The following is a 12,407-nucleotide window of genomic DNA, read 5'->3' as shown; positions in this document are numbered from 1 at the left end:
AGATTAAGTATGGCCATTGGAAAAAAGCTCAAAAACATCAATGAAGAAAATAACTTCTTCTATCTCACCTTAGCGCTTATTGGGCTGCTAGTTGGCAGTGCCTTCGTTCAGGTCGTCAGTGAAGGCGCTGTAGAGTACGTTTTACAAGGATTTACTATCGTGACTTTTATCGTCTGCTTAGCCAGTCTTCGCTTTGATAAAAACTGGTCACGCTTTCTATACTCGCTACTTGGTACGTGGGTCTGTGTACTGGTAATCAAATCCTTACTAGGAATTAAAGAGATGGACGTGGTGATGCTTGCCCTCACCTTCGCGTTCTTCTTCGGTACGTTTAAATCAATCGCGCGACAAATCCTTTTTACAGGCCATGTGAATACCAACAAGGTCATCGGCTCCGTCGCACTTTTCTTGCTGCTCGGTCTTATGTGGGCTATTGCTTATTTGATCCTTTTGGAGTTTTCGCCCAATGCTTTCACTGGCATGGAAGTGATCTCTTGGGGTCAGAACTTCTCTAATGCAGCGTATTTCAGTTTTGTCACCTTAACGACTCTAGGTTATGGCGACATTAGTCCTCTAACGCCGTTGGCACAAGTCATCGTCTATTTAGAGGCCATCGTAGGTGTGTTTTATATGGCGATTGTTGTTTCAAGTCTCGTCAGTTCCAACATTGAACATCAGGTAAACAAAAATGGATAAACAATCGGAATCAGTCACAAACAAGGTTTTCATCAGTAATATGGTGGAATCCGCAATACGTATCGGCTTGATAGTCATCTTGCTGATGTTTACTTATGACATCATCAAACCTTTCATTCTGCCTGTCATTTGGGGCGCTATCATTGCAGTTGCTCTGATGCCTATTTGTCAAAAGCTTGAAAGCTTGTACGGTGGTAAACGTGGCTTAGCTGCGACCACAATTGCTTTATTAGGTATCGCGCTACTTGTAACGCCTCTAGTTATGGTGTCAGGGTCTATTGTCGAGGGTTCAACTCACGCCCTACACGTATTGCAAGAAGGCAATATTCAAATCCCTGGGCCAAAGCCATCTGTTGCAGAGTGGCCATTGGTAGGTGAAAAGTTGCATGAAGTATGGTCGCTGTTTGCGACTAACTTAGAGAAAGCGATTCAAACCTTTATGCCACAAATTAAGACAGCACTCACTTCACTACTCGGTATGGTCGGTAACGTATTAAGCAGCCTGCTTCTATCGATTTTGTCTTTAGCGATTGCAGCTGGCTTTATGACTTACTCTAAATCACTCTCATCAGGCTTAACCACAATTGCTGTACGTATCGCAGGTGACAATGCGCAAAGCTGGGCATCAATGATTGCGGCAACGATCAAGAGTGTGTTGCTCGGCGTTATTGGCGTTGCTGCTATTCAATCGTTAATGATTGGTGCAGGTTTCTTCGTCTTTGGCGTTCCTGGTGCAGGTATCTTGACTCTAATCTTAATGATTCTATGTATTGCTCAACTACCAGCGCTACTCGTTGTGCTGCCAATCGTTGGCTACATGTACATGACTCAAGACACGACAACTGCGACTCTATTTACTGTTTGGGTGGTGGTTGCTGCCTTGTCTGAGAATATCTTTAAGCCAATGTTAATGGGTCGCGGCGTCGATATTCCTATGCCTGTTATCCTACTAGGTGCTATCGGCGGTATGCTTTTCTACGGTATCGTTGGCCTATTCTTAGGTGCAGTTATTCTAGCGATTTGGTATGAGTTGTTCGTTTGGTGGCTAAATATGGAAAAAGCACACCAACAGGAAGAAGCCGCTAAGCATGAAAGCGAAGCCGTTCAAATTTCAAAATAGAGTGTAATACTCATAAAAAACCGCTATCAAGTAGCGGTTTTTTTCGTTCTAATCTCAGCATTATTTGGCTTTGTATAGGTTATCAAAGTTTGGAATATGCTGCTCCCAAATCGGTGGTGTACCAATATAGGCCTGTACAGCGGCAATAAACTCGCGCACCAATGCCGTTTGTTTTCTGTGGGGGTATAAGGCGTATAGAGCCAACTCATGGTTACACAATAAATGATCAGTCAGTAACGGCTTCAGCTGCATGGTTTCAATGTTAGTATTGATGTTCGATGTCGCCACCCACGCATACCCTAAACCATCAGAGACCGACTCTAATAACACTGCCGTATCATTAACGCGGCAGTTACCTGTCATTTTGTAGTTGGTCACGACGGTCGCTTGCGGTGTTTCACCCAGTCTCATGGTGTCTACTGTGATTGAGCGGTTGCTGTAAATCACTGCGGGTAACTTAGCCAACTCTTCCGGCGTTTTAGGCTCTCGATAGCGCTCAATAAAACTATGCGAAGCGAGCAAGACAGGTCGAATATCGGCAATTTTTTTCGCAATCAAATTCGAATCATCTAAACGACCAAGACGGAATGCGACATCGAAATGATCAGAAATAATGTCAGAGCGTTTATCATCAAGCAGCAGCTCAATTTCAACGTCTGGATACGTTGCCATAAACTGGGTAATGACAGGCCGCAGGTGATTTCGTCCAACATGATAAGGCGCAGTAATTCGAATCCGCCCTTTTGGCTGAGCATGGTATGAGTCGGCAATAGATTGGACATGATTGAGCGTACCAACAATATTATGCGCTTGCTCTAAGATCTCCTCCCCGGCAGGAGTTAAAGAAAATGATCGCGTGGAACGATTGAGCAGCTGGACACCTAACTCCGACTCCAGTTTTTTGATCTGCTTGGAGAGAGAGGAGTTATCCATATCATGTAATGCAGCCGCTTTAGTGAATGAGCCTTGCTGCACCACATCGATAAACAGAGACAGTTGATTCACTAATGCCATCGATAGGACCTACTTTTGCGCACGCTGCCATTGCACTAACCACTTATCAAGATGGTTAGCAAATTGCTGACGGTCAGCTTGGCTCAATGGCGCAGGGCCGCCAGTTTGAATACCGCTGCTACGCATGGTTTCCATAAAATCACGAATATTCAGACGCGATTTAATGTTCTCTTTAGTAAACATCTCACCGCGCGAGCTCAGCGCATGACCACCTTTAGTGATGATCTCATCCGCAAGCGGAATATCACTAGTAATGACAAGGTCGCCCGTCTCGCAGCGTTTAACAATCTCGTTGTCTGCTACATCAAAGCCCGCTTGGACTTGCAGCATAGTCACTTTCGGCGATGCCGGAGTGCGAATAAACTGGTTGGCAACCAAGGTCACCTCTACACCAGTGCGTTCAGATGCACGGAACAAAATATCACGAACCACGACTGGACACGCATCCGCATCGACCCAAATCTTCATCAAACTTACTTTCCTTTCTAATTGGATTGTTGCTAGGCAGACATTAGACCGCAAATCTCTTGCGCTTAATAGCGATATTTAGCCTTGTCACCCTTTGGTTTAGCTCATCAGTAGCCAAACACCTACTCCCATCATTAATGTACCGGAAATACGATTCATTAAGCGGACGTTTTGCGATTGACCAAGCAGTCGCTTCAAGCCTTTGCCACCCGTGGCATAAAGGGTCATACAGATAAACTCAAACAGTAGGATAATCGAAACAAGTACAATCAACTGCGGAGTAAGATCGGCACTTTGATCGATAAACGGTGGCAATAGAGAGATCATAAACGCCCAACCTTTAGGATTCGCAATCGCTGTAACAAAGCCCTGAACCACTAGATCCCAATCACTTTGTGGTGCTGGCGAAGTTTCATCAAGGTTAATCGCAAGTTTTCCTTTCGAGCGCCACATCTGAATCCCAAGGTAAAACAAGTAACCACCACCAATAAGCTTTAAGGCAACAAACAACCAAGGGTAGTTAAGCATCACAGCAGCGATGCCCAATACTGCAGCAACAGCGACTAGGCCGACTCCGACCAATTCACCTGCCATCATCCACAGCGCGCGGCGATAACCGATACTCATACCTAAGGTAAGCGCTAGTGTCATGCACATCCCCGGAGTAATAGAGACAAAAAAGAAGGTTGGAATAAACATTCCCAGCAAAGCAGTATTCATAACTTCTGATCGTTTTAATTATGCTAATGATTGGCGTCTAACATAGAGCAACCTACATCGAAAACCAATACACATTATGAGCTATTTGAGGATTTTGTAATTTAGCAAAGCGATGGGAGAACCCATCAAGATAGGTGCATAACTCCTGACTATATATGCACTCCCTATTAGCGCCTATTTATATATGCACTTGATTTCTCAGGTAATGAGAAAGACTGCGTTTTTAATAATTAGAAATAAACATGTTACAAATCATTAATCAACGTTAAGTTACAGTGATATATTTGGTTAATAACTCGTTAAATAGGTCAATTTTCTAGTGACCATCATCACATCTATAAATCTGAGCGATTATTTCTCTTTTTTATTTTCAAAGTCGCCTGCTAACCTCCTGCTCGCCTTGAAGTGAACTCAAGGTGCATAACTATAAGGAGTGTTCACTATGAATACCAAGAAACCGATGTCGCTAACTAGCCGTGTAATTTTCGGTATGGTAGCAGGTATCTTGACAGGCTTTGCGATTCGCAGCCTATTTGCTGACAACGGATTTGTCGATGCATACATCGTTAATGGACTATTTGAAGTCGGCGGCCAAATATTTGTCGCTAGCTTGAAAATGCTTGTCGTCCCACTCGTGTTCGTTTCACTTGTTTGCGGTACAAGCTCACTAAAAGATCTTTCAACACTGGGTCGTATGGGTGGTAAAACACTCGCGTTCTACGTAGCAACTACAGCAGTCGCTATCACTCTTGCCCTAACTATGGGTAACCTCTTCCAGCCGGGTGCAGGTGCAGACTTAACTGCAGCGAGCTCATTCAAATCGGCTGAAGCGCCATCACTGGGTCAAGTGATCATTGATATGTTCCCGACCAACCCAATCAGTGCAATGGCAGAAGGCAAAACGCTGCAGGTTATCGTATTTGCTGTTCTATTCGGTATCGCAATCAGCGCTGCTGGTAAGCCAGGTGAGCGCATCGCTTCATTCTTCTCTGATTTGAACGAAGTGATCATGAAGCTGGTGGCAATTTTGATGAACCTTGCGCCTTACGGTGTGTTCTTCCTAATGGCGAAGCTGTTTACTGGTCTTGGCTTAGGCGCCATCCTCAACTTAGCAGAATACTTCCTAGTGCTAGCTGGTACGCTATTGCTGCATGGTTTGGTTACTTACAGCGTGATGCTAAAAGGCTTTACTGGTCTAAGCCCAATTACCTTCTTGAAGAAGATGGAAGACGCGATCATGTTTGCCTTCTCTACCGCTTCTTCAAACGCAACCATTCCAGTTACGATGGAAACGGCTAAGAACCGCATGGGCGTAGAAAACCGCGTATCTTCGTTCACTATACCGCTTGGTGCGACAGTGAACATGGATGGTACAGCCATCATGCAAGGTGTTGCGACAGCCTTCATTGCTCAGGCGTTTAACATTGACCTGACGATGGGTGACTACCTAATGGTCATCATGACAGCAACACTGGCTTCGATTGGTACAGCGGGCGTTCCGGGCGTTGGTCTAGTTATGCTTGCGATGGTACTGAACCAAGTAGGTCTACCTTTAGAGGGTATCGCACTTATCATGGGTGTTGACCGTCTACTTGATATGATTCGTACTGCGGTAAACATTACTGGTGACAGTGCGGTGACCATCATCGTCGCTAAATCAGAAGGTGCACTGGATGAAAATCGCTTTAACGACCCAATGGCGGGTGTTGAAGAAGAAGAAGTCCACTTAAAGCGCTCTGAAGCTTAATTACTGCTTATTAGCTCTAAAAAGCCCTCAACTTCGGTTGAGGGCTTTTTTGTACCTACTTTGCCCATTCCTGTCCCCTTCGAGCCAACCCCAAGCTATAAGCAAGAACCACGGCAAAAACGTCACAATGAACAGACTTGCCAATAATCTAAAATAATTTCCCTATAACCTTTGGTGAAATGTGGTTTTTAGGGCTATTTAAGACTAATAGATATCAGATACTTATGCTTGATCATAAGAAAGTACCAACAACACGTTGAATATTCCTCGCCTATTTCGGCTAGTCAAACTCGTCGAACAATACTGTATTTATACTATTATCAATAGTATTGGTGATCATAACTCATGAGAGTAAGGTAGGAAAAATGAAAAGCACGATAATCGCTCAGTTAGTCGCGTTCGCCCTTGCCCCCTTGGCATTAAATACTTCCGCAGAACCTCCTACCTTCCAAATGGGTCAAATGCTATCTGAAGCTCAAAATACCTGTATTGTCAGATTTGATGACTCGGTGAGCAAATTTGATGTAGAAGGACGAACACGAGGTATGTTGGTCGCTGCTAATGCTCAAGCCAAACACATCTATAAGCACACTCTTAAAGGCTTTGCGGTCAATATGCCTTGTGTTAAAGCACAAGATGTCTTTGGTGACGAACCCGATATTATGAGTTTTGAGCAAGACAGTTTGGTGTTTGCCTTGGCGCCCCCTCCGGGGAAAGGCAAAAATAAAGATGACTCGGGCGATCCACCAACAGCGAATCAAGAAACACCATGGGGTATTACCCGTGTAGGTGGCCCAGTAAACGGTGCAGGTAAAACCGCATGGGTAATTGACACAGGGATTGACTTAGATCACCCAGATCTAAACGTAGACAGAAATAGAGGATTTTCTGCATTTACCTCAGGCAAAGATCGATCACCCGACGATCGACATGGCCATGGAACCCACGTTGCAGGCACGATAGCAGCTATAGACAATAGTATTGATGTTGTCGGTGTCGCAGCTGGTGCGACGGTAGTACCTATCAAAGTGCTGAATCGAAATGGTTCAGGCACTACCTCTGGTGTGATTGCTGGTGTTGATTATGTGGCAGGGGCAGCTGGTGGACAAGGTTGTGCCAATATGAGCCTTGGTGGAGGTGCGAGTACATCACTAGACAACGCTGTTATCGCATTGGCTCAGACTGGTGTACTTGTTTCACTTGCCGCTGGTAACAGTAGCAACCATGCGAATACATCTTCTCCAGCGCGCGCTAATCATGCCAACATTTATACTATCTCGGCGACAGACAGTAATGACGTATTCGCCTACTTCTCTAACTACGGCAATCCGCCTGTTGATTATGCCGCTCCAGGGGTCGCTGTACTATCAACCCGAATGGGTGGTGGTACTGTAAGCTATAACGGCACCTCAATGGCAGCCCCTCATGCTTGTGGTGTACTTCTCATAAAAGGCAGTAGCCCTCAATCAAGTGGAACTGCTAGTGGAGATCCTGACGGTAATCCAGATCCAATTATCCACTTATAAAACCAACACAAAAAAGCCCGGAACGAATCCGGGCTTTCTTTTACCAGCAAACTATTCAGTCATTGCCTGTAGCTTTGTTCTAGCTTGTTCTTCATGCTCTGGTTTGATCGCACTTCCGACCGAATTTGCCGCTAACGTCAGTGCGGCCATATCATCGGTAAAACCCACACCAGCAATCACATCTGGCACCATATCGGTAGGTAATACAAAATAGGCTAATGCGCCGCCCAGAACCGCTTTATGCTTTACCGATGTCTCTGAGTCAGTCATCGCAAGCCACGATTTAATGCCCATAACGGCTAACTCTTCACCCGCCTTTTTCACTGAACCTTTCATCTTTGTCCAAAAGGTTTTTTCATCGGGTGCTTGAGCGGTTTGGTCTGACATTGCTTTTAGAGTCGCAGCTGAGTCCATCTTTGCCTCCAAATTTCCCATTGATGGCACAGATTGTACCGATGTAAACATGAACGAGAGATTAACCAACGCATCTCAATAAAAAAATCCCCAAGCTTTCACTTGAGGATTTCTTCATTTTTATGGTGTGGGGGAGAAATTACTTAGCAAGCTTTTCTAGTACTCGCATCAACATCTTGATACGAGGCTCAATCGACTCAAGTAATAAGTACTCTTGGTCACTGTGGAAACCAGCACCTATTGGCCCTAAACCATCAAGCGTTGGTACACCTAAAATAGCCGTGTTGTTCGCATCTGAACCACCACCCACTTCTTTCCAGTTAATGTCGATAGATAGCTCATCTGCCGCCTGCTCGACTAACGTCATCAAGGCTTCAGTCTGCTCGCTTGGCACCATGGAAGGCTTGTATGCTTCACGCTCTAACTGGATTGAGACGCCATCAATAAATGGACGTTGAGTGAGACCATTCAACTCAGTATCCACATCATCATACTCAGCGTTGCTCCAGAAGCGCACATCAACAATCGCTTCAGCATGCTCAGGAACAATGTTCGCACCTGCACCACCAGACACAATTCCCACGTTCAGCGTGGTACCTGACTCAAAGTTAGTCATCGCGTTAATCGCAATGATCCAGTTAGCCATTTCAGTGATCGCACTGCGGCCATTTTCTGGTTCATTACCTGCGTGAGCCGCAACACCACTGAAGGTCAGCTTATAGCGCGCCATGCCTTTACGCGCTTTGACTAAACCGCCATCTGCACGCGCTGCTTCGGCAACCAAAACGTTTTTCGCTTGTTTCGCCGTTGCTTGAATCCAATCGACTGAATCGAGCGAGCCTGTTTCTTCATCTGGATTCATACAAATACAGATAGACAGTTTATCTAGCACCGCTTGATCAAGGTTACGCATCGCGTAGACCACATTAAGCAGGCCTGATTTCATGTCAGACACGCCCGGACCGTACGCTTTTTCAGCATCGGTGGTCATTGGGCGAAGTTCCGCTGTGCCCACAGGGAAAACGGTATCCATATGGCCAATCAACATCACATCAATCTGTTCTGCTTCAGGCTTGTTACGAATCTCTAAGCCTACGCCTGCTTTGCCACAATCAATGCGCTTTACCTGCCAACCTGCTAGCTCAGCAAATTTAGCTTCAAACTGATCAGCGATAAATTTAATGCCATCGATAGTATAAGTACCGCAATCGACGTCAATCAGTGGACGCAGCTCGGCTAAATAGTCGTTCAGTGAAAAGTTCATAGCGTAACCTTAAACGAATAGGTTCATAACAAGCATTGCGCCGAATGCGTTAAGTACTGAAATAGCGATCATCACAGGAATGTAGCGACCTTCGGTACCGATTGGACCCATGATGCGTCCCATGTACTGAACTTGAGAACCCATTAGGTAGATAGCAGGTGCCAAAATAGCGATATGCGCACCATTAAGAATACCTTGGTCAAACAGGGTAATCACAACACCAACCGCGCCGCCCATCGACATCCATGCGCCAATCAATACTGCTGCCGCTTCACCCGGCAAGCCAAATACCGCCATAATCGGTGAGAAGATTGTCCCCATCGCATCCAATGCGCCGGTAATTTGCAGCGCTTTGATGATCACAAATGCCATCAGTACGTTAGGAACGGTAGAGGTAGTTGCAATCACCCAACCTTTTTTAGCACCTTCAACGAAAATGTCCGTTACCATAGGTTTTCTTGCTTTAACTTCGCTCATTATGCCGTCTCCTCTTTTAGGTTCTCAGTCTCTTTGTCTTCTTTATCAGCTTTACCTTCAGTTAGGTTTAGGTAGATACGGAATAGGTTCGCACCGACAAACTTAAACACGAACATAATCGCTACCGCTAAGCCGATTGATGACGTCACCGCTAAAGAACCGTCGGCTAAAGTCAGAGTAAATAGCACTGCACCTGATGAGAAGAAGTTAACGATGGTGGCACCGGCAGTGAACTGGAACATAGTGAACACATCGGTTTCACGTTTTGTTAATCGCCCTTCGTCTTTTAACTGACGGGTCATTGCCGCACCGGCATCGGTACTTTGCAATGAAGCGATAAGAGCAAGACCTGAACTACCAGGAATACCCATTAGTGGACGAAGTAGCGGAGTCAAAAGCTTACGCGCAGCATCTAATGCACCGTAATGCTCAAGGACGTTGATCACACCCAGTGCGAACATAACCGTTGGGATCAGAGTTAACGCAAAGATAAAGCCATCACGAGCGCCGCTGCCGCCTTTACCACGTAGCGAGGTTGTTGCCGCTTCTACGCCTTCAGCGGTCTCTTTAACGTCATACGCGACTTTACCAAATGAACCATTTAGCGTTGTAAAATCGAGCACACCGTACCAGTCATTTGACTTCATCAAGCCAGAGAAAAATACCACTGCGAACGCTAAGGCAACGTAGCATCCCCACGTAACTTTGCGTTCTTTTTGAGTTGGATCGGACATAATTCACCTATGTTTTCTTATGTGGAACAGAACACATAGGATCTTGATTCAAAGTCATTGCGACAGTGATGATCGGAATCAAATAGTGATACAAACTATTAATGACTTTTCATCTACTATCATATTTTGTGATTAGCACCATAAACAGAACATCAAGCCAACCATAAAAATCAACATTGCATATCATAAAGATTCATACTTTAGTCATAATCAGTTAATCAATTGGTGACAATTCGAACAGATTGAACCTACTTCACATACCGATTATCAATTCCTCTTTAGAATGGATTCATCATAAAAACAATAACTTTCCAAGAACTTTCAAGGAGTGAAAGTATGAAAATGCCGTGGTTCATTTTTGTTGTTACCCTTTTTCTATTGCCCATATCTAGCTTTGCCGCCACCAATTCCAGTCAAACGCTTCCCTTAACTGAATCAACAATCGGCTATGCTGCACTGATCATCTTCGCCATTGCCTATGCCCTGGTAATGCTTGAAGAATATTTGCAGTTGCGTAAGTCAAAACCCGTGTTGCTTGCAGCGGGTGTGATTTGGGCGATGATTGGCTATGTCTACTCTCAGTACGACCAAATTGAAATAGCGAAAGCTGCTCTTGAACACAACTTGCTTGAATACGCCGAGTTGCTGCTGTTCCTCTTGGTGGCGATGACCTATATCAGTGCGATGGAAGAAAGGCGGCTTTTTGATGCCCTACAAGCGTGGATGGTCGGTAAAGGATTTAACTTCAAGACCCTATTCTGGTTAACCGGTATTTTGGCCTTCTTTATTTCACCGATTGCCGACAACCTTACGACGGCACTATTAATGTGTGCTGTGGTCATGAAGGTCGGTGGAGATAACCCTCGCTTTATCAACCTTGCCTGTATCAACATTGTGGTGGCCGCGAACGCAGGCGGTGCATTTAGCCCATTTGGTGATATCACAACCCTGATGGTTTGGCAGGCTGGGCATGTGTCATTTGCTGAATTTATGCCACTGTTTGTCCCTTCCGTGGTCAATTACGTACTACCTGCGTTAATCATGTCGTTTTTTGTTCCAAACACCAGCCCAAATGTTGTCCACCAGCATGTCGAACTTAAACGCGGTGCACGACGTATCGTTGCCCTGTTTATCCTTACCATCGCGACAGCAGTTGCGTTCCATGCTGTGCTGCATTTCCCACCAGTGATTGGCATGATGATGGGTCTGGCGTATCTGCAGTTCTTTGGTTTTTTCCTGCGCAGAACCCTCAAAGCATCACTGCATAAAAAAGCCGCTATAGCGATCGAGAATCGAGATGATCACGCGCTCAAACGCCTAGGTTCTGTTGTTCCATTCGATGTCTTTAGACGAGTCTCTCATGCCGAGTGGGATACGCTGTTGTTTTTCTATGGCGTCGTAATGTGTGTCGGTGGTCTAAGCTTGCTTGGTTTTCTGGGACTTATTTCTGAGGTGATGTATACCCAATGGGACCCAATCTGGGCCAACGTCATGGTGGGGATTCTTTCTGCTATTGTCGATAACATACCGGTGATGTTTGCCGTGTTAACCATGGAACCGACAATGGATATGGGTAACTGGCTGCTAGTGACGCTGACCGCAGGTGTTGGTGGTAGCTTACTCTCAATTGGTTCTGCCGCTGGCGTAGCCCTGATGGGTGCAGCACATGGCAAATACACCTTCTTTGGCCACCTTAAATGGATGCCTGTCATTGCTGTTGGCTATGTGGCAAGTATTGCGGTCCACCTAATGATGAACTCCGCTCTATTCAACTAAACAATACGGGCATCTAAAACAACAAGAGCTGCGTAAATGCAGCTCTTGTTGTTCATAATCTATCGTTCATGGATTAGTCGAAGCGCTTAACCCAAGTGCTAGAGAGTTGATATTTCGCACAAACACTACAGGTTAACAGCTCATTATCTCCGTGAATACGCATCACGATATCATCACGCTTCTCTTTGGAGTTATTGCGCATCTGGATAATCAAGTTATCGCCATCGACTTCAAAGGGTTTGGTATAAGTTTCACCCCTTTCTTTAGTCACTGTAATTTCTGCATCACTAAACTTGAGCAAATCACCGTTATGCTGATTCTCATAGATGCCAATAAATGAGTAGGTTTCTTTATTGAGCAATCTCTCGGCTTTTTCCTCCGAGCAACCCAATAAGCCAGCGAATAAAAAGCCGACAACACCAAGTGTCATTTTCCAGTGCTTTACTCCCAT

General features: G+C 45.2%; 13 protein-coding genes. 5 read left to right on the top strand and 8 right to left on the bottom strand.

Annotated elements, in window-relative coordinates; translation table 11 throughout:
• The first annotated feature begins 9 nt into the window (after nt 1–9).
• Together ELS82_RS01950 and ELS82_RS01945 are read left to right on the top strand one after the other, a co-directional pair.
• Nucleotides 10–696, top strand: a complete 687-nt coding sequence (locus ELS82_RS01950; RefSeq protein WP_167489199.1) for a potassium channel family protein — start codon at nt 10–12, stop codon at nt 694–696.
• Nucleotides 689–1,816, top strand: a complete 1,128-nt coding sequence (locus ELS82_RS01945; RefSeq protein ID WP_134833978.1) for an AI-2E family transporter — start codon at nt 689–691, stop codon at nt 1,814–1,816. Before ELS82_RS01950 ends, ELS82_RS01945 begins: the two co-directional genes overlap by 8 nt.
• A gap of 60 nt (nt 1,817–1,876) precedes the next feature.
• Here the strand turns inward: ELS82_RS01945 and ELS82_RS01940 are convergent, their stop codons facing one another.
• The 3 genes from ELS82_RS01940 to ELS82_RS01930 all read right to left on the bottom strand — a co-directional run bounded on the left by ELS82_RS01940 (nt 1,877) and on the right by ELS82_RS01930 (nt 4,018).
• The gene (locus ELS82_RS01940; RefSeq protein WP_134833977.1) at nt 1,877–2,830 is read right to left on the bottom strand and encodes a LysR family transcriptional regulator; all 954 of its coding nucleotides are present in this window, start codon (nt 2,828–2,830) and stop codon (nt 1,877–1,879) included.
• Between the two features lie 9 nt (nt 2,831–2,839).
• Nucleotides 2,840–3,298 (bottom strand): YaiI/YqxD family protein, encoded by a 459-nt coding sequence (locus ELS82_RS01935; RefSeq protein ID WP_053439592.1) that lies wholly within the window; start codon nt 3,296–3,298, stop codon nt 2,840–2,842.
• 99 nt (nt 3,299–3,397) lie between these two features.
• Entirely contained in the window at nt 3,398–4,018 is a 621-nt protein-coding gene (locus tag ELS82_RS01930; RefSeq protein ID WP_134833976.1) for a LysE family translocator, read from the bottom strand.
• Nucleotides 4,019–4,460: 442 nt separating this feature from the next.
• Between ELS82_RS01930 and ELS82_RS01925 the strand changes: the two genes are divergently transcribed.
• Together ELS82_RS01925 and ELS82_RS01920 are read left to right on the top strand one after the other, a co-directional pair.
• A complete protein-coding gene (locus tag ELS82_RS01925) occupies nt 4,461–5,765 on the top strand; it encodes a dicarboxylate/amino acid:cation symporter (RefSeq protein ID WP_134833975.1) in 1,305 nt (434 codons plus the stop codon).
• Between the two features lie 365 nt (nt 5,766–6,130).
• Nucleotides 6,131–7,291: a S8 family serine peptidase gene (locus tag ELS82_RS01920; protein ID WP_134833974.1), complete on the top strand. Its 1,161-nt coding sequence runs from the start codon at nt 6,131–6,133 to the stop codon at nt 7,289–7,291.
• A gap of 51 nt (nt 7,292–7,342) precedes the next feature.
• Here the strand turns inward: ELS82_RS01920 and ELS82_RS01915 are convergent, their stop codons facing one another.
• The 4 genes from ELS82_RS01915 to ELS82_RS01900 form a co-directional block, all read right to left on the bottom strand.
• A complete protein-coding gene (locus ELS82_RS01915; RefSeq protein WP_134833973.1) occupies nt 7,343–7,705 on the bottom strand; it encodes a YkvA family protein in 363 nt (120 codons plus the stop codon).
• A 139-nt stretch (nt 7,706–7,844) separates the two neighbouring features.
• The gene (locus ELS82_RS01910) at nt 7,845–8,969 is read right to left on the bottom strand and encodes a M20 family metallopeptidase (protein WP_134833972.1); all 1,125 of its coding nucleotides are present in this window, start codon (nt 8,967–8,969) and stop codon (nt 7,845–7,847) included.
• A gap of 9 nt (nt 8,970–8,978) precedes the next feature.
• Nucleotides 8,979–9,446 (bottom strand): YjiG family protein, encoded by a 468-nt coding sequence (locus ELS82_RS01905; protein ID WP_004412439.1) that lies wholly within the window; start codon nt 9,444–9,446, stop codon nt 8,979–8,981.
• A complete protein-coding gene (locus ELS82_RS01900) occupies nt 9,446–10,180 on the bottom strand; it encodes a nucleoside recognition domain-containing protein (RefSeq protein ID WP_134833971.1) in 735 nt (244 codons plus the stop codon). The genes ELS82_RS01905 and ELS82_RS01900 overlap by 1 nt, the downstream gene beginning before the upstream one ends.
• Nucleotides 10,181–10,516: 336 nt before the next feature.
• Here ELS82_RS01900 and nhaD point away from each other — a divergent pair, with 336 nt between their 5' ends.
• Nucleotides 10,517–11,956 carry a sodium:proton antiporter NhaD gene (gene nhaD, locus ELS82_RS01895; RefSeq protein WP_134833970.1) on the top strand — a complete coding sequence of 480 codons (1,440 nt, stop codon included), beginning with the start codon at nt 10,517–10,519 and terminating at the stop codon, nt 11,954–11,956.
• A 73-nt stretch (nt 11,957–12,029) separates the two neighbouring features.
• On the opposite strand, the gene ELS82_RS01890 is transcribed toward nhaD, so the two are convergent.
• A complete protein-coding gene (locus ELS82_RS01890; RefSeq protein WP_134833969.1) occupies nt 12,030–12,407 on the bottom strand; it encodes a hypothetical protein in 378 nt (125 codons plus the stop codon).

Source organism: Vibrio ouci, assembly GCF_004551525.1.
In the GTDB taxonomy this organism is placed as follows: Bacteria; Pseudomonadota; Gammaproteobacteria; order Enterobacterales; family Vibrionaceae; genus Vibrio; species Vibrio ouci.
Note: the sequence above shows the minus strand (reverse complement) of the source record. Positions and strands in the feature narration are given on the sequence as shown.